This window comes from Corynebacterium sp. HMSC065H09 (genome assembly GCF_001812845.1).
Lineage (GTDB): Bacteria > Actinomycetota > Actinomycetes > Mycobacteriales > Mycobacteriaceae > Corynebacterium > Corynebacterium jeikeium_D.
Genome location: NZ_KV810602.1, coordinates 37710 through 56077 on the forward strand (window position 1 = coordinate 37710; position 18368 = coordinate 56077).

15 protein-coding genes are annotated in these 18368 nt (G+C 60.5%); all 15 read left to right on the plus strand.

All coding sequences use genetic code 11. The annotated features are described in order from the left end of the window. Positions 1–366: 366 nt before the first annotated feature. The 15 genes from HMPREF2878_RS09545 to holA all read left to right on the plus strand — a co-directional run bounded on the left by HMPREF2878_RS09545 (position 367) and on the right by holA (position 18331). Complete coding sequence (locus HMPREF2878_RS09545; RefSeq protein WP_070653416.1) at positions 367–4413, plus strand: translation initiation factor IF-2 N-terminal domain-containing protein; 4047 nt, start codon at positions 367–369, stop codon at positions 4411–4413. A gap of 383 nt (positions 4414–4796) precedes the next feature. Beyond that, complete coding sequence (gene rplU, locus HMPREF2878_RS09550; protein ID WP_005511541.1) at positions 4797–5105, plus strand: 50S ribosomal protein L21; 309 nt, start codon at positions 4797–4799, stop codon at positions 5103–5105. Positions 5106–5145: 40 nt separating this feature from the next. Continuing rightward, positions 5146–5403 carry a 50S ribosomal protein L27 gene (gene rpmA, locus HMPREF2878_RS09555; protein WP_016422312.1) on the plus strand — a complete coding sequence of 86 codons (258 nt, stop codon included), beginning with the start codon at positions 5146–5148 and terminating at the stop codon, positions 5401–5403. 257 nt (positions 5404–5660) lie between these two features. Next, positions 5661–7175, plus strand: a complete 1515-nt coding sequence (gene obgE, locus HMPREF2878_RS09560) for a GTPase ObgE (RefSeq protein ID WP_069359626.1) — start codon at positions 5661–5663, stop codon at positions 7173–7175. A 98-nt stretch (positions 7176–7273) separates the two neighbouring features. Further along, entirely contained in the window at positions 7274–8623 is a 1350-nt protein-coding gene (proB, locus tag HMPREF2878_RS09565; protein ID WP_070653418.1) for a glutamate 5-kinase, read from the plus strand. A gap of 189 nt (positions 8624–8812) precedes the next feature. Continuing rightward, positions 8813–9526 carry a class E sortase gene (locus tag HMPREF2878_RS09570; RefSeq protein WP_070653419.1) on the plus strand — a complete coding sequence of 238 codons (714 nt, stop codon included), beginning with the start codon at positions 8813–8815 and terminating at the stop codon, positions 9524–9526. Further along, positions 9527–9679: a hypothetical protein gene (locus HMPREF2878_RS11345; RefSeq protein ID WP_005511511.1), complete on the plus strand. Its 153-nt coding sequence runs from the start codon at positions 9527–9529 to the stop codon at positions 9677–9679. It begins immediately after the preceding gene. Between the two features lie 14 nt (positions 9680–9693). Then, positions 9694–11037, plus strand: a complete 1344-nt coding sequence (locus tag HMPREF2878_RS09575; RefSeq protein ID WP_246821956.1) for a glutamate-5-semialdehyde dehydrogenase — start codon at positions 9694–9696, stop codon at positions 11035–11037. Between the two features lie 21 nt (positions 11038–11058). Continuing rightward, positions 11059–11829, plus strand: a complete 771-nt coding sequence (gene nadD, locus HMPREF2878_RS09580; protein WP_049182052.1) for a nicotinate-nucleotide adenylyltransferase — start codon at positions 11059–11061, stop codon at positions 11827–11829. A gap of 88 nt (positions 11830–11917) precedes the next feature. After that, a complete protein-coding gene (gene rsfS, locus HMPREF2878_RS09585; protein ID WP_048735108.1) occupies positions 11918–12376 on the plus strand; it encodes a ribosome silencing factor in 459 nt (152 codons plus the stop codon). A 2-nt stretch (positions 12377–12378) separates the two neighbouring features. Then, positions 12379–13086 (plus strand): histidine phosphatase family protein, encoded by a 708-nt coding sequence (locus tag HMPREF2878_RS09590; protein ID WP_070653421.1) that lies wholly within the window; start codon positions 12379–12381, stop codon positions 13084–13086. Then, the gene (locus tag HMPREF2878_RS09595) at positions 13076–14419 is read left to right on the plus strand and encodes a DegV family protein (protein WP_070653422.1); all 1344 of its coding nucleotides are present in this window, start codon (positions 13076–13078) and stop codon (positions 14417–14419) included. The genes HMPREF2878_RS09590 and HMPREF2878_RS09595 overlap by 11 nt, the downstream gene beginning before the upstream one ends. A 126-nt stretch (positions 14420–14545) precedes the next feature. Then, on the plus strand, positions 14546–15316 hold the full coding sequence (locus HMPREF2878_RS09600) for a ComEA family DNA-binding protein (RefSeq protein WP_241482456.1): 771 nt from the start codon (positions 14546–14548) through the stop codon (positions 15314–15316). Then, positions 15300–17276 carry a ComEC/Rec2 family competence protein gene (locus HMPREF2878_RS09605; protein WP_070653423.1) on the plus strand — a complete coding sequence of 659 codons (1977 nt, stop codon included), beginning with the start codon at positions 15300–15302 and terminating at the stop codon, positions 17274–17276. Before HMPREF2878_RS09600 ends, HMPREF2878_RS09605 begins: the two co-directional genes overlap by 17 nt. Continuing rightward, positions 17273–18331 (plus strand): DNA polymerase III subunit delta, encoded by a 1059-nt coding sequence (gene holA, locus HMPREF2878_RS09610; protein ID WP_005511539.1) that lies wholly within the window; start codon positions 17273–17275, stop codon positions 18329–18331. Before HMPREF2878_RS09605 ends, holA begins: the two co-directional genes overlap by 4 nt. Positions 18332–18368: the final 37 nt, after the last annotated feature.

The following is an 18368-nucleotide window of genomic DNA, read 5'->3' on the forward strand; positions in this document are numbered from 1 at the left end:
TCATAAACGCAGTCAGTAACTCGGATTGGCCCGCCGCCACCAATGTCGGTGCGCGCCACCTGCTCGATATGTGCGACAATGGACAGCAGCAGTAGTGCCCGGGAGTTCGCTCCGGCGGATGAAATATGCCGCATGTGATCGCTGAATCCCCGAGTCAGCCGGTAGGCCTGCCAATAAGACTTTCATAATTGTTCATCGTTTTCGGCCCTCTATCTGCGCATTTGGCGCAAATGAAGTGGCTGTCGCAACATGTTGCTCCGCCTGGTTTCCAAGGCCACAACGGATGTAGGCGCACATGGAATGACAAAGAGTGTGCTTCCTGTTGTCGGGTTTTGCGTGGTGGGGTGTCAAGGAGAAACAAATACAGTGGCAAATTTCAGCCAGGATGTTGTCGCTAAGGCACGCGAATTTGATCGTGAGTCAGCGGCTCTGAAAACCCGAGTCCACCACCTGGCCAAGAGCTTGGGGTTGACCTCGAAGGAAACCATCGAAGCACTGGGGCACGCGGGGATCGTCGTAAAGTCCGCTGCGTCCACCATTAATCAAAATCAGCTCGACGCAGTGCTGAATTTCATCGGTGATCATCCAGAGGATGCCTCGCTTGACGACGGATCCGCTGCGACCAAGCCAACCGGCGAAAAGCCAGCCGCGAAGGAAAAACAGTCGGCAGGTAAGCCGAACGCGGCAGATGAGAAGTCGGACGAGCAAACTGCAGCTAAGTCCGAGAAGAAGCCAGCTGCGAAGAAGAGCGGCAAGAAGTCGGCTGCGAAGAAGGCCACAAAGAAGGCTGCGCCGAAGGCAGCCAAGAGCGAAGCGGAGTCGGACGCAGCGCCTGCCGAGGAAGTGACCGAGAAGAAGGACACCAAGAAGGCCTCGGCTAGAAAATCCTCGGCAAAGCAGAGCGCAGAGAAGCAGAGCGCAGAGAAGCAGAGCACGACTAAGAAGCGAGCAACGCGTAAGCGGGCTGTGAAGAAGACCGCTGGCGCTCCGGAAGAAACCGCTGCGAAGGACGAGCAGAAGGACTCGAACTCGGTCGTCGAGGAAGCTGTTGAGGCTGTCGTTCAGTCGTCGTCGAAGAAGGCTGCAGACAAGAATGCTTCCGATAAGAAGGCTGCCGACACCGTAGCCGAGACCGCTGAGAAAACCTCCGCTGAGGAAGCTTCCGCCGAAGCACCTGCTGCAAAGAGCGCTGCAGTGACCACACGTCGTGGCCGCCGAGTTCGCCGTGCGGTCCGCACGACCAGCGCTCCAGTGGCAGAGGAAGCTCAGGAAGCGCAAGAGCCGCAGAAAACGCAAGAGCCGCAGGATACGCAGGCAACTCAGAGCGAAGCCCTGCAAGACATCGAGCCGCCGGTAGTCCCGGAGCCGCCGGTTGCGGAAGAGCAGACCGCGTTTGCGCCTATCTTCCTGGCGCCGCAGGCTGTCCCGGCTACGGCCAAGAATTCGGCCACCGAGGATGCAGCTTCAGCTGACAGCGGGGCCTCCAACCAGGGCACCGATGACAACGCGGGGGAGGGGCAGGACGGCTCGTCGTCAAGCGAAACGGAGCGTCAGCCGCGCCCGCGTCGTCGCCGTCGTGGACGTGGGCGTCGTAATGATGACGCGCAACAGGCGGAGAAGACCACCGAAAACACAGAGCGCGAGGAAGAGGAAACCCGCGAAGAGGTCGAGGAACCGCAGGCGATTAAGGGATCGACTCGCCTGGAGGCGCAGCGACGTCGCCGTATCGAGCGTCGTGAGGAATCGCGCAAGCGCCATGTAATCTCGGAGGCGGAATTCCTGGCTCGTCGTGAGTCGGTGGAGCGCACGATGGTGGTGCGTGAGCGCAAGCGCCATGACCACGCGGGCATTGTCACTGAGGTGGGTGTGCTGGAAGATGACCTGCTGGTCGAGCACTTCGTTACCTCTGACACGCAGACCACGCAGATCGGCAATATCTACCTCGGTCGCGTGCAGAACGTCCTGCCCAGCATGGAAGCGGCGTTCATCGATATCGGAACCGACCGCAACGGTGTCATTTACGTAGGTGACCTGAACTGGAAGCTGCTGGGCACGAAGTCGCGTTCGCGCAAGATTGAACATGCGCTGAAGGCCGGCGACCAGATTTTGGTCCAGGTGTCCAAGGACCCGATTGGTCACAAGGGTGCGCGTCTGACCACCCACATTTCGATGGCTGGTCGATTCCTGGTGTACGTGCCGGGCGGCCGGAGCGCGGGTATTTCCCGCAAGCTGCCGGAGCCGGAGCGCAAGCGCCTGAAGTCGATTCTGAGCGAGGTTACGCCGGAGGGCTCGGGCACGATTATCCGTACCGCAGCCGAGGGTGTGTCCAAGGAGGCCATCGAGGCCGACATCAAGCGCTTGGAGTCGCAGTGGCAGGAGATCTGGGAAGCCTCCGAGGCAGCGAAGGCGAAGCGTGGAGCAAAGCCGATTGCGCTGTACGAAGAGCCAGACATGCTGGTCAAGGTCGTCCGCGACGTCTTCAACGAGGACTTCTCGCGTCTCGTGGTGGAGGGCGATCGCCCGTGGAACACAGTGACGGACTACATCGGCGACCTGGCACCAGAGCTGGAGCCGCGACTGCAGCGCTACTTCGCCAAGGAGCACGGCGGCGCTGATGTCTTCGAGCACTTCCGCATCGATGAGCAGCTGGCCAAGGCACTCGACCGCAAGGTCTGGCTGCCTTCGGGCGGCACGCTGGTCATCGACCGCACCGAGGCCATGACGGTCATCGACGTCAACACCGGTAAGTTCACCGGCGCTGGCGGAAACCTGGAAGAGACGGTCACTCGCAACAACCTGGAGGCCGCTGAGGAAATCGTCCGCCAGATGCGTCTGCGCGATCTGGGCGGCATGATTGTCGTCGATTTTATCGACATGGTGCTGCCGGAAAACCAGGACTTGGTGCTGCGCCGTCTGAAGGAGGCCCTGGGCCGCGACCGCTCGCGTCACGAGGTCTCCGAGGTCACCTCGCTCGGCCTCGTCCAGATGACTCGCAAGCGTCTGGGCACAGGCCTGCTGGAGACCTTCTCCACGCCGTGTAGCTGCTGCAATGGCCGCGGTCTGATTATCCACATCGATCCGGTTGAGCAGGACAATCAGGGCCGTGGCCACAAGAATGGCCGTCGCAACGACGAGCAGGACAAGTCCAAGCGCCGCAACAAGTCGCGCTCGGAGCACAATCCGGCCAACCACCCGGCCGCGCTGGCCATGCACCGCGATCAGGGCGACCAGGCAGGCTCTTCCAAGGCAACGCGTGACGACGACGCGGAGACCAACCAGCGCGACAAAGACGCAGCCGACAAGCGTGTCGCAGCTGCTGTCGAAGCTGTCATTGTCTCTTCTGAGAACGATGAGCCGAAGCCGCCGCGTCGTCGCCGGGTTCGTAAGAGCCAGGGCCGAAACGATGAGCAGCGACAGAACGGCCGTGGCCGTCAGGAGCGCCGCGAGCGTACTGAGCAATCGGAGAACTCCAATGACCTAGCTGCTCTGGCTGCCGCAGCTGTTGCGGAAGCCCGTGAGAAGGACCCAGAGGAGCCGTCGGATGACCGTTACATGCCGCAGGAGGGGCAGCGCCGCCGCCGTCGGGCTACGCGTCGCAGGGTAGCGGAGCATGTTGCCGTTGATTCGGCTGCACGCGACGCTGATGACCGCGACGAAGAATATGGTGATCGTCGCAAGCGTTCGGAGCGCCCGACCCGTGCTGAGCGTGCCGAGCGCACCGATAACGGTGGCTCCGGTGGAGGCCGTGGCGAGGCTGAACGCTCCAGCAGCGCTAGCGCTCGACGTCGCCGTCGTCGCGCTGTGCGTCGTAGTGCTGTGGATGAAACCACTGCGCCTCAGGCTGAGTCTCAGGCAGCTTCCACCACAGATGTGAGGGAGCCAGCCAAGGATGGCAAGAGCGGCAACGCTAACAAGACCGGTAAGGCTGTGGCCGAGGAGTCCCAGACCTATGAGGAGGCGAAGGAGGCGTTCGAGCGTTCTCCACGCCGTCGTCGTCCGACGCGCGGTAACTCCCGCTCGGATCGCGCACCGCGTCGCGAGGACTTCGAGTCCACTAAGCCAAAGGCGGACGCTGAAGGCAGCAAGGGTGGAGATCGTGCGAAAGACAACCGCGATGACAGCAACCGCAGCGCCAACCGCAGTGGCGGTGGACGCCGCTCGGGCAAGTCACGGGTTGAGGTCGTAGCAGTCCAGGGCACGGGAGCTCGCCGTAATCGCCGTCGGGCGGTGCGCAGGGTCTCGTCGCAAAGCGATGCCGAAGCGACTGCGCCGAAGCAGCGACAGGGCGCTTCAAACCGCGCTACTAAGCCAGAGCAGAAGCAGGCTAATTGCGGTGCTGCGGCGCCGGAGACGAAACCGGCCAATCGTCGTCGCCGCGTGCGTCGTGCGGTGCGCCGAAGTGGCCAGAACTAGAGATTGGAAATCTGAAATAAGGCCAGATAGAAGGTTGTTTTCCGTTCCCTAAAGCAGGGGGTGGAAAGTGGCTTCGGAAACTGCCCGGGAAGACCGTGAAAACCGATGGGGGACAGGGTCTTACTCGGGCAGTTTGTAATTTAGGGGGATTTTTCGCTACTCTTGACCAGTCGCTGATTAGTAGGCGTATCTGGTCATGCCCACTGGTGCTTGAGGTGCTGGTGGTAAGGAAACGGCCAGAGCGGGGAAATCTACTCGGATTTGGCTTTCGGGTATGTCCCTGAAGTGTTCTGCACACGCAACTAATCGCAATTCCATTGTCCAGTCAAGGAATTACAAAGATTCCTTGAGTCGAGTTTCTCAGATAAAGGGGTAGCCCTCCTATGTACGCGATCGTCAAGACCGGCGGCAAGCAGTACAAGGTTGCCGAAGGTGACCTCGTCAAGGTCGAGAAGATCGAGGGTGAGCCGGGTTCGTCCGTGGCTCTCACCCCGGTTCTGCTCGTCGATGGCGCAGATGTCATTGCGGATGCCGACAAGCTTGCCAACGTTACCGTTAACGCAGAGATCGTCGAGGCCGCTAAGGGCCCGAAGATCCGCGGCATGCACTACAAGAACAAGACTGGCTACAAGCGCCGCTACGGCCACCGTCAGCCGCTCACTGTTCTGAAGATTACCGGCGTCTCCAAGTAAACCGCCGAAATTCCAATTAGCTTTTCCCTAGGAGAAAATCATGGCTACTAAGAAGGGTGCATCCAGCACCAGCAACGGCCGCGACTCCGAAGCTAAGCGCCTCGGCGTGAAGCGCTTCGGCGGCCAGCAGGTTAAGGCAGGCGAGATTCTCGTTCGTCAGCGCGGTACCTCGTTCCACCCGGGTGAGAACGTTGGCCGTGGCGGCGACGACACTCTCTTCGCTCTGAAGGCAGGCGCAGTCGAGTTCGGTACCCGCCGTAACCGCCGCATTGTCAGCATCGTTGAGAATAACTCCTAAGAACAACCCTCGGTTGTCCACATAGGATTACTGCAACGTTGAATTTGAGGCAGGTTTAACTGCCTTGCAGAAGAGCCGATTCCTTTCCCACTGCGAAAGGTAATCGGCTCTTTTGTTGTTTATGTACTGTTTCGCGCTTTTAGGTTGCGAGGCAGCGTTTTGTTACCGCCTAGACTTCTGCCCGTCGGCTCGCTTAAATTAGGGCATTACTCCAGGCACTAGATGATGGCTCTCCGCTCGGAAGTGTGTGTGATTTTATGTCTCGTTTTGTAGATCGTGTCGTACTGCATTTGCAGGCCGGCGACGGTGGTCACGGCTGTAACTCGGTGCTGCGTGAAAAGTTCAAGCCACTCGGCGGTCCCGATGGCGGTAACGGCGGCCACGGTGGCGACATTGTGCTGGTCGTCGACCCGCAGATTCACACTCTGATGGACTTCCACTTCCACCCCCATATCAAGGCTGCCAACGGTAAGCCGGGCGCGGGCGATCACCGCAACGGTGCTCGTGGTGAGGACCTGGTTCTCGGAGTGCCGGAGGGCACGGTTGTCATGACCGAGGATGGGGAAGTGCTCGCGGACATGACAGGTAAGGGTGCCCGCTTCATTGCCGCTGAGGGCGGTTACGGTGGCCTGGGCAACGCAGCGCTGGCGAACAAGAACCGCCGTGCGCCGGGCTTCGCTCTCCTCGGTGAGCCGGGTGAGGCCAAGGACCTTGTCTTGGAGCTCAAATCCATGGCAGACGTTGGACTGGTGGGCTTCCCGTCAGCCGGAAAGTCCTCGCTGGTCAGCACCATGAGCGCTGCTAAGCCGAAGATTGGTGACTACCCATTTACCACGCTGCAGCCGAACCTGGGTGTAGTCAACGTTGGCTACGAGTCCTTCACCATCGCAGATGTGCCGGGTCTTATCCCGGGGGCATCTGAAGGCCGTGGTCTTGGGTTGGACTTCCTGCGTCACATTGAGCGCTGCGCTGTGCTGGTTCATGTGGTTGACGCTGCTGCGCTGGAGGGCGACCGCGATCCGGTCTCTGACATCAGGGCGTTGGAGACGGAACTCGCCAACTACCAGTCGGTGCTGAAGGCCGACGTGGGGCTTGGGGATCTCGCAGAGCGTCCGCGCGTCATCGTGCTGAACAAGATTGACCTGCCCGATGCTCGCGAGATGATTGACATGCAGCGCGAGGAGCTGGAGAAGTTCGGCTGGCCGATTTATGAGATCTCTACGGTGACGCACGAGGGGCTCAAGGAGCTGACCTACGGTCTGAAGGATCAGATTGCCGCCTATCGCAAGGCGCATCCGTTGCCAACAGAGCAGGAGCCCCGTGCGGTCATCCGTCTGGAAGGTGTGCGTGGCAAGAAGCGCGAAGGTGCGGACTTCACTATCGAGCGCGATCCGAATACCCCAGATGGGTTCATTGTGCGTGGCCGTAAGCCGGAGCGCTGGATTAACCAGACGGACTTCGAAAACGACGAGGCAGTCGGCTACTTGGCTGACCGCCTGGCCAAGCTTGGTGTCGAAGATGCCCTGGCAAAGGCTGGGGCAACGGTTGGCTGCCCGGTGACGATTTCCTATCTCACCTTCGAGTGGTACCCGCAGCAGGTCGCGGGCACCGATGACTTCGTGCCGAGTGGCCGTGGTACCGACGATCGTCTCTACGTCAACGAGCGCACTAGCGCCGAGCAGCGTAAGCGTGCATCGCAGGCCCGCCGTGGTCTGATTGACGAGTACGATTTCGGGGATGGCGAAGAGGCTATTCGCGACCGGTACTCATAGTCGCGGGCGACAGCGTCGTCGGCAAGCGAAGACTTCAAACTTGCATTTTGCCATTGATTGTTTAAACAATTATATAGTCAGAATTACGTTAGACCGTCATGTTTTCCATTAGTGAAATGAGTGAGTCAGTTATCCCTTCCGACACCGTTGCCAACGATGTTGACGTCACTGGAGCAGATGCATTAGAAGCCCCGGTAGCTACCGCGCCGAAGTCTGAATCGGACGCGCCGATTTCCCGTGAGGAGGTCGACGAGCTGCTTCACAACAATCCTGAGTCCACCGTCGCTGAGATTGAAAAGGCGACTGAGAATTTATCTCCGGGAACCAAAGGCGGTTTCGATTCCGAGACTCGTGAGGCAATTCGGACCGCGAAGCGTGTCGTGGTGAAGATTGGTTCTTCCTCGTTGACCGGATCTGACGGTCGTACCGATCCCGAACGCATCGACTTCATTGCCGATGCCCTGGAAAAGCGTATGGGCTTTAGCGATGTCATTGTCGTGTCCTCCGGCGCGGTGGCATCCGGAATGGGGCCGCTGGGGCTGACTTCGCGTCCCACTGATTTGGCGACCAAGCAGGCGGCTGCAGCTGTGGGGCAGGTGCGCCTGGCACAGGAGTGGGGACGCTCCTTCCTGCGGTATGGTCGCACTTCTGCGCAGGTGCTTTTGACCTCGGACGATGCAGGTGTGCGTTCGCGTGCCCGCAACGCTCAGCGCACTATCGACCGCCTGCGCCAGCTGGGTGCAGTGCCAATTGTCAACGAAAATGACACGGTCGCGACCTCGGAGTTCCGCTTCGGCGACAACGACCGCCTGGCCGCCCTGGTCAGTCACCTGGCGTACTGCGATGCACTGATTCTGCTTTCCGACGTCGACGGCCTCTACGACCGTAACCCGGCCGATCCAGGTGCAACCTTTGTGCCAGAGGTGCGCAGCGGTAACGACTTGCGTGGTGTTATCGCCGGTGACGGTGGAGCACTGGGCACCGGTGGAATGGCCTCGAAGGTGTCTGCCGCACGCCTGGCTTCGCGTGCTGGGGTGCCGGTGCTGCTGACTTCGGCGTCCAACATTGAGCGAGCACTTGACCAGGCAGACGTGGGAACCGCTTTCGCCGCGAAGGACAACCGCTTGAGCGCCTGGAAGTTCTGGATGCTCTACGCAGCGGATAGCTCGGGCCTGCTTCGCCTGGATGCCGGTGCGGTTGACGCCGTAACACGCATGCGTAAGTCGCTGCTCCCGGTCGGTATTACCTCGGTTGACGGTGAGTTCTCCGCTGGTGACATCGTTGACCTGATTGGCCCGAGCGGTGAGGTCATCGGACGCGGCGAGGTCAACTATGACTCTGAGGAGCTGCTGGGCATGATCGGCTACCACACCGAGGAATTGCCGAATGACATGCAGAAACCTGTCGTTCATGCCGACTACCTGTCGGATTTCGCTTCCCGCGCTTAGGAGGGTGTTGCGCTGAGAGCTGCAGCGCTTAAAGACGCACACCTGGGCGCGCCCGGATAGAGGTGCCTCGGCAAAGACTGGCCGAGTGCGGACTGGCCGAGTGCGGACTGGCTGGGGGAGGACTGGCTGGGGGAGGACTGGCTGAGTGCAGACTGCCTGGATGAGGAACTTTCGGGCATAATCCTAAGTGTGTTATCGAAGATTATTGGCGTCATCGGCGAGTTGCTCTTGACAGCTGGAGTGCTGGTGGCGCTCTTCGCCTTTTATCTGCTGTACTGGTCTGGTCTTGAGACCGGGAAAGCTCAGCAGCAGGCTCGTGATGAGCTGCAGCAGGCATGGTCCGCACCGGCGTCGACCCCAGCTCCGGCGCCAGAAGGCACGGAGCCAGCTGTTGAGGGCTCCTGGATGCCTGGGGCCGCGGTGGCGCTGATTTCCGCTCCTAAAGCGGGTTTTAGCGATTTGGTCGTATTCGAAGGTGTCTCCCAGGAAGTTTTGCGCGGTGGCCCCGGCCATTATCCGAGCACGGCCCTGCCGGGGCAGGTGGGCAACAGCTCTTACGCCGCTCACCGTGACGGCCACGGAGCTCCCTTTGACAACATTGACCGTCTGCAGACGTGCGATGACATCACTGTAGAAACGCGTGATGCTATTTACCGCTACAAGGTATTGCCGGTCGACGGTATGGCTGGCGCAGGGGAAAGCTTCGACTGCGTGCCAGAGGGAACTAATGTCCCCGAGATTCCCGGCCAGCACATTGTCACTCCGGACCGCGCCGATGTCCTCAATCCGGTCGATGACGCCACTCTACTTACGCTGACTACCTGCCATCCGCAGTGGGACAACACTCATCGGCTCATTATTCACGCGGTTCTCGCCGGTGTTGAGACCAAGGAGGTCAACTAGATGTACGCAGCATATTGGCGATCCCTGCCGGGGCCGTGGTGGGTGAAAGCGATTATCACCATCGTGATTGCCGTCATCGTGTTCCTGCTGTTGATGAATTACATCTTTCCTTGGGTTGCTGAGCTAATTCCCTCAAATGATGTCTCACTCTAGTTATGCTGGTAGGCATGACTGCTCAAACGAACGAAACTGCTAACACCAATCAACAGGGCATTGCCGAGGATTCGGCTCTTAGCCCGGAGCGTGCTGCTGAGCGCGCCGAGGTTTTAGAAAAGGCACAGCGTGCCAAGGCTGTCGCGGGAGAGCTGTCGCGCTTTACGTCGGCACGCAAGAACGAGCTCCTGCTGGCCGCAGCCGACGCGCTGGTTGCCCGTACTGAAGACATTCTGGCGGCCAATGCCAAGGACATCGAGGCCGGTAAGGCCCGTGGTTTTAGTGATTCTCTGCTGGATCGCCTGCGTCTTGACGCCGATCGTGTTGAGGGTATTGCCGGTGGGCTTCGTCAGGTTGCGGCCCTGCCGGATCCGGTAGGCGAGGTGCTGCGTGGAAGCACTCTTCCCAACGGCATTAAGCTCTCCCAGGTCAGCGTCCCGCTGGGCGTGATGGGCATGGTCTACGAGGCTCGCCCGAACGTTACTGTCGATGCCTTTGGTCTGGCGCTGAAGTCGGGCAACGTGGCCTTGCTGCGTGGCTCCAAGTCCGCCGTCCACTCCAACACGCAGCTGGTTGCGGTTTTGCGTGAGGTGCTGGCCAACCACGATGCACCGGAGGACCTTGTTCAGCTGCTGCCGTGTGAGACCCACGATTCAGTGCAGGACCTCATCACTGCTCGCGGCCTGGTTGACGTTGTGATTCCGCGCGGCGGTGCTGGTTTGATTGAGGCCGTTGTGACGAAGGCAACGGTGCCGACCATCGAGACCGGTACCGGTAACTGCCATATCTACATCGATGCCTCCGCCGACATTGACGAGGCGATTGCGCTGATGATTAACGGCAAGACCCGCCGTCCGAGCGTCTGTAACGCCACCGAAACGGTGCTCATTGACTCGGCGCTGTCCGCGCAGGATCAGGTCCGCATTTTGGACGCGCTTGCCGACGCGGGCGTTGCGGTCCACGGCGATGTCGATAATCTGGCGGCCTCTGGGTGGACCGGTGAGGTTATTCCTGCGACGGCGGAAGACTGGTCGGATGAGTACCTCTCGCTAGACATTGCCGCGCGCATTGTCGACGGTGTGGTGGCCGCAACTGATCACATCACCGAGTACTCCTCGGGGCACACGGAGGCTATCTCTGCACGTGACTGGGGCGTGTGCCAGGAGTTCGTCGACCGTGTTGATGCTGCCGCCGTCAGCGTCAATGCCTCCACTGCGTTCACCGATGGTGAGCAGTACGGTTTCGGCGCAGAGATTGGTATTTCCACTCAGAAGCTGCACGCCCGTGGCCCGATGGGGCTGCCGGAGTTGACCAGCAGCAAGTGGGTTCTGTCTGGTCGTGGACAGACTCGTCCGTAGTGCCCAGGTAAAGTGCCAGTCATGATTAAGCGCAAGAAAAGTGTGCGGTCGCGAGTACATGCCGCGTTGACAGCAAAGTCGGCGGAAGCGCCGCGGCAGCGCATTGGTGTGATGGGTGGCACTTTTGATCCCATCCACAATGGTCACTTGGTTGCCGCCAGCGAGGTGGCAGATCGTTTTGACCTGGACTTTGTGCTTTTCGTGCCCACGGGTGAACCGTGGCAAAAGCGCGGCCGAAAGGTCTCTCACAGCGAAGATCGCTACCTGATGACGGTCATTGCCACTGCGTCAAACCCGCAGTTTTCGGTCTCGCGGGTTGATATTGACCGGCCGGGTGCGACCTATACCGTCGATACGCTGCGAGATTTGAAGGTCATCTATCCCGACGCGGATTTGTTCTTCATTACCGGTGCCGATGCGCTGCAGAAGATTATGACGTGGCGAGACTGGGAGGAGATGTTTGACGCAGCAACGTTCGTCGGCGTCACTCGCCCAGGAGTTCACCTGCGTGCAGAGGACCTGGAGGGAATCGACGCCTCGCGGTTACACCTCATCGAGATTCCCGCGATGGCTATTTCTTCCACCGACTGTCGAAAGCGGGCGGAGGCAGGACGCCCTGTGTGGTACTTGGTGCCGGATGGCGTGGTCCAGTACATCGCTAAGCGTGGTCTGTACCAGTCTGCTGAGGGCACAGTTGGTTCTGTGGGCCCCGCATCGGTGAACTCGACCTCCGAGGACACGGCGCCGGTGGATGCGGCATCGGTGGATGCGAAGTCCGATACCGACGACTGAAAGTTAGCAAAATCCCGCTGAGGCGGTAAGTTACAAGTACAAACGCTGTTTTTCACGATTTTTTAATCACAAGGAGCTGAAGTCTTTCGTGACTGCACAACCACGCGCCATTGAGCTGGCAACTGCCGCGGCTAAGGCCGCCGATAGCAAAAAGGGTGAGGACGTCGTTGTTCTCGATGTCTCTGGCCCAGTGGTGATTACGGACGCATTCGTCCTGGTCAGTGCTGACAATGAGCGTCTGGTTGCCGCAATCGTCGACGAAATTGAGGACGATTTGCGTGACCTCGGCGCAAAGCCGGTTCGCCGCGAAGGTGTCCGTGAGGGACGTTGGGCGCTGCTGGATTACGGCGACATTGTCGTGCATGTCTTCCGCAGTGAAGAACGCGACTTCTACGGCCTGGATCGACTGTGGCGCGATTGCCCACGCATCGAGGTCGAAGGCGTCGAGCAGCCGAGTAACGAGGACGGCGAAGATTCCGCCCGCAATGCTCGTTCCATCGACGAGATTCCGCTGGCTGCCGAAAACCCGGACACGGACGAGTTTTAACTGTGGCGGGCTCACGCGAGGCACATGTTGCCGCTCGACGTCGCCTGATTATGCTGCGGCACGGGCAGACGTCGTATAACGCTACCGGCCGCATTCAGGGACAGCTGGACACGCAGCTTTCCGACGTTGGCCACGAGCAAGCCCGTACTGCGGCGCAGTACCTGGCGGAGGCTGAACCGCGAATCACAAAAATCGTGTCCTCCGACCTGACCCGGGCAGCTGACACCGCCCGCGCGCTAGCTGAGGCCACCGGCGCAGAGTTGAGTTTTGATAAGCGCCTGCGTGAGACCAACCTCGGTGAGTGGCAAGAGCGCACCTACGACGAGATTGACTCCGCATTTCCCGGTATGCGTGACCACTGGCGTCATAACCTCAACTGGGCACCCAAGGGCGGCGAGACCCGCTTTGAGGTCTCCAACCGAATGCTCGCGGTGATTGCTGACCTCGCGGCTGCCCCCGCTTGGGAGTCGGACACCTTTGTGCTCGTGTCCCACGGTGGTGCCATTGCTGCCGCTACCGCAGCTCTGCTGCAGATGCCGCGCGACTACTTCAGCACGTTCAACGGCCTGGGCAACACTGCGTGGGTTGAAATGGAGCAGCGCACGCGCGTCAATGGTGAGACCTCCTGGTACCTGAATGCTTTTAACGCAAAGGTCCGTGAGCGGGAGGCGCAGGTTTCTGATTCCGCAGGAGGCCGCCATGCCCGGTGACGGTCGCGTTCGCATTGTTGTGGATGACACCGCGTGCCTGATGCCCGAGGTTGCCCGCAAGCTCGATATCACCGTGGTTCCCATCGGCCATGACATCAATGAAGACGCCGTCACCACGTCGGCAGTCAGTCCGCTGAAGCTGTGCGCCGCATATGCGCGTGCGCTGGAACGCTCCAACAAGGATGGTTCTGACGCTGGCGTTGTTGCCCTGCATCTTGGCAAAGGAATGTCCGCGACCTGGTCTAACGCTGTCACCGCTGCTGGTGCACTGGACCGCGTGACCGTTATCGACACCGACACCGTAGGGGCTGGAGTCGGTGCCGCTGCCATCGCGGCAGCTAAGGCAGCGAGGGCCGGGGCCAGTCGTGATGAGGTGGCCGATGTAGCCCGTGATGTACTGCAGCGCTATCGACTCTGGTTGTTTGTACCAAAGCTTGATTCGCTGCGCCGTGGTGGTCGCATCTCCGCGGGCCAAGCGATGCTCTCTACGGCTCTCGCTATCAAGCCCATCGTCGGCATCAAAGATGGCTCACTGGCACTCGTCGCCAAGTGCCGCACAGAAGCGAAGGTCAAGCAGCGGATGGTGGATTTTGCCACGAAGATGGTGCGGTCTGCGTCATCGGCGAACCGTCCGCCTGCGGTATTGCTGCATCATTCCGACGCGCTTGACGACGTCCACGAGCTCCAGGCCATGCTTGCCGAAGAGCTACCCGACGATACCCGGTTTAGAATCCTGGATTTGCCGGAGTCGCTTGCTGCTCATGTCGGGCAGGGAGCCTATGCAGTTGGCATGGTTTCCGGTGGCTCGATTGATTCGGATGCCATGGATTTTGAAGCAGAGATGGGAGTAACTGCGCTGCTCCACAGCGTGGAGGAGAGTGACGCGCCTGCTGTTGATGCTGAGGCTGCGGACACGGTGGAACACGATTCCGGGAACTTAGTCGATTCCGGTGACTCTGCTGACACGGATGGTTCGGCTGAAAACGCTGGCACCACGGACCCAGGTGAGCCAATCACCGACCAGGCTGCGGTGAAAGTAGTTGAGAATCCGGCTGCCAGTCGCAACCGCAATAAACGAATCCATCGCACAGTCGTGACTAATGAACAGGGAATTCCGCTTTTCACCACGGCGGTTTCTAAATTGCCAACGTGGAGTGAGAATCGCCAAGCAGCTCTGGATAAAGCTGAGCGTCTGGCGAAGGCTATCTCTGATTTGGCGCTGCGCGATAAGTCCGATCCCGAGGGAGCTGTATTTGGCACCGAAGGGGAGAAATCGCGGGAGTCGTCGTCAAGCAACAAGCGTGATGATGACGGCGACGAGAAGAAGAAGTAGTTGCTGAACTGCGAAGATGATGTGGCCTGTGGATAACCCCCACAGGCCAATTTTTATCCACAGATGGCGCCTCGATGAGTGCTTTCGTCGAGGTGGCATGTGGGGCGGGGCGCTAGTGTGCGCATCGTGACGAATTTGCGGAATCGGCTGGCGGACTATCTGGAACCGATTGATCAAGACAAGCGCATGGCGGTGGACTTTTCCACGCGCCGGGCGGTGGTGACGCCGCGGGTGGCGATGGCTGCGTGCATTGTGATTGCGGTGTTGGCCTTGGGAGTAATCGCTGCGGTGGTGTGGCCGTCGACGCCGCAGGTGGAGATGCCTGCGGTGCAGGACGCGGCTGTCGCGGGGACGACACCGGAGACGACCGAAACCCCAGCGGAGACGCCAGCCGGTGCGGGAAAGGAGACTAACGCTCAGGCACAGATGGGGCCGTTGATTGTGTCGGTGGTGGGATTGGTTGTGAATCCAGGCGTGGTGGAGGTGCCAGTGGGTGCGCGGGTGGTGGAGGCAATTGAGCGTGCGGGTGGGCTTTTGCCGGAGGCTAATCCTGCCAGCGTGAACCTGGCGGCACCGTTGGTAGATGGTCAACAGATTGTGGTTGGGACAGAGGCGCTGCCAGCAGGGACGGCGGAGGGCGGTTCCGATGTTTCTGGCGGTTCTGGCGCCGGTGCTGCAGGCGGGGCTGGCCCGGGTGGCTCTGACGGAAAGATCAACATCAACACCGCCACTGCTACGCAGCTGGAGGAATTGCCCGGAATTGGACCCGCAACGGCGACCAAAATCATCGACTTTCGTGAAAAGAACGGGCCTTTTGCGAGTATCGACGCACTTGAGGAGGTTCCGGGAATCGGCCCGGCTAAGGTAGAGGCTCTGCGCGATGCCGCCACCGTCTGACCTGCGCGCTCGTGCTGGGCTCGACGTGCGGCTAGTGCCAGCAGCGGTGTTGGCGTGGGCGACTGCGGTGGCAGTGATCATGCGCCCAGAATGGGCGATAGTTGTGGCACCAACCGCAATCGTGACTGCGGTGGTGTTGCCGTGGGCGTGGCAGCGTTGGTCGTGGCGATGGGGAAGAGGTGCGGTGACCTCCGGCTGGCGAGCAATCGTCACTATCGTGGTGCCAGCTGTGGCGGTGGCCAGTGTTGCGGTGGCCACGCGAATCCGCATAGCGCAAGCCCGAGCCCACGAGCTCTATGACGACATTGGCGGGATGTCGAAAGTGCAATTGCGCCTCGTCACCGAGCCGAAAGCTACCGAGTTCGGGGCCAGCGCGAAGGCCCGCATCGAGGGCCTTCCGGGGCAGGTGTCGGTTTTCGGAGACGAGCAACTGTTGGCGGTCACGAGAGACGCCGTAGTTGAATCCACAGCCGGTATACGTGTGGCCAGCAAACCCTGCATTAGTGGTATCCAGCTGAATCTGCGCGGCGATATTGAGGTCATCGCGCCACCGCAGGGGCTGGCAGCTCAGGTGCGCCAGCAGCTCTTTGACTCGGCGCAGAATCTTCCCGTTGGTCCCGACCGCCTGATTCCCGCCATGGCCATCGGCGATGAGCGCGGCTTTAGCCTCAACGACGGCGACATGATGACTGCCTCTGGGCTTTCACATCTATCAGCAGTCTCTGGAGCGAACGTTGCGCTTGTTATCGGGGCTGTTGTAACCGTGTTCTCGTGGGCTGGGCCGCGGGTGCGGGTCGCAGTCGCCGCACTTGCCCTGTACGGCTTCGTGGCAATTGTGGGCACAGAACCGTCAGTGCTACGCGCAGTGGTCACCGGTTGCATTGGGCTGTTGGCGATTCTCGTAGGACGAGCTGGCCAAGCCATCGCGGCGCTATCGGCTGGCATTATTGGGTTGATTCTCCTGGCACCAGACCTATCGGTATCAGTGGGCTTCGCCCTGTCGGTCGCAGCCACCGCTGGGTTAGTCCTTCTTGCCGAGCCCCTTGCCAGACGCCTGTCCGCCACCACCGTTATGGGTACCTGGCCCGCCCCAGTAGTCCGCGCCGTCGCCGTATCGATTGCCGCACACGTGGTCACCATGCCCGTATTGGCGCTTCTCATCGGCGAAATTAGTCACGTCTCACTGCTCGCCAATCTCCTCGCCGCGCCCGCCGTCGCACCGGTTACTATCGCTGGTTCGCTCGCTGCCGTTGCCGCCGCACTGCATCTCAATTGGCTGGTCAGTGCGCTGCTCTGGTGCGCCGCGCCGTGCGCATGGTGGATTCATCAGGTCGCACGCCTCGCTGCGGGAATCGTCGCGCCCGCCACTGGGACGGTCACGTTGGTCATCTCCTGCACGCTCACGTTCGCATGCTTGACGGCGCTCTGGGCGTGGCCCCGTCTTGCGCTCCGCGCTGGGGCCTTCGCTGCTGTCTTGGCAGCCGGTAGTTATGCCGTTATTTGGGTGTTCGGCCTCGACATTGCGCGTGCCCCACAGGGGTGGAAGCTTGCAGCCTGCGCTGAGAAGAACCAGATCGTTCTCATTCACGCGGGTACTGCCGGAGAACCCGCCAACCATGTTGCATCGGTTGGTTACCCTGCACCGACCCCGCTCAGCCGGCAGTGCCGAATTGCGCTCGGACTCACCGAGCAAATGACGTGGCATACCCAGGTACTGGATACTGCCGCAGATAACACCACGACAGAAACCGTGGTGGTGGAATCCCCGTCGTATATCGCTGAAGCCGTGAGCGGCCAACCGCTCCAATCGCACCGCTCACCCCAGTGGTTTATCGCCCGCGAGTGTGGTCCGCGCGTGCGAGAAACCGTAATGACACCCGAGCACATTCCTGTGGTGTGCCCACAGCGAGATGGGCCGCAAGCTCTCTATTCGAATGGCGAAGTCTGGCGAGGAAGGTGAAATCCGGGCTGTCCCGTAGGCTAGAAACAACAGTCGCAGGAATCAACGCGGAAAAGAGGTCGGGATTGAGCGCCGTCGCACCCGTGAATTTGATTGTGGGCAAAGAGGAACTGCTGAAAGACCGCGCCCGCCTCGCCATTGTCGCTGCCGTCCGCGCGCAGGCAGCAACGGAGTCCGATCCGGGCGGACGCTCGGTGCCTGTGACCACCATCCGTGCAGGGGACATGACCACTGTTGACGCGGTGGAGCTCTTCAGCCCCTCATTGTTTGGGGATGACCGGATCGTGGTTGTTACCGACTGCCAAGACGCCGGCAAAGAGCCTGCCAAGCTGTTGATGGATTCGGTTAAGGATCCCGCGCCGGGCATCACGTTGATTCTCCTTCACAGCGGTGAGGGGCGTCAGAAAAAGATGGTCGCTGACCTGCGTAAGTTGGGGGTCCGCTTTTTCGAAGCTCAACCGCTTAAGCGAAACGACTTGCCCGGTTTTGTTGGCGAAGAATTCGCCTCACACGGGGTTAAGGTGCGTCGCGACGTCATCGATACCGTCCTGGATGCGGTCGGTTCAGACCTCCGCGAACTAGCCACCGCTATTTCCCAGCTCTGTGCAGACACCGCGGGCAAGGTCACCTCGGAAGCAGTGCGCACCTACTACGGTGCTTCGGCGGAGGTCTCGGGCTTTGAGATTGCCGAGCTCGCACTGCGCGGTCGGGGTGGGGAAGCGTTGGCGAAGATGCGCCGTGCTTTGCAGCTGGGAATGGCACCGGCACTGCTGTCGGCTGCAATCACGGGAATGGTCGGTGATGTAGCTCGGCTCCACGGCGCACGTGGCGTTAATGCTCGCAGGGATGCCCACCGCTATGGCATGCCGCCGTGGAAGTTGGAGAAAACTCAGCGGTTGGCTTCGGCCTGGTCAACTCCGGCGGTCGCTCGCGCTGTGGTTGTTGCGGCACAGCTGGATGCGGACACCAAGGGAGCCTCATCGACGCCGGAACTATCGCTGGAACAGTCGGTGCTTCGTATCGCGGAGCTGGCCCATTCGTCCCATAGGCGTTAAGCCTTGAGAGGCCGTGGCGAAAACCAGCGATTTTCCG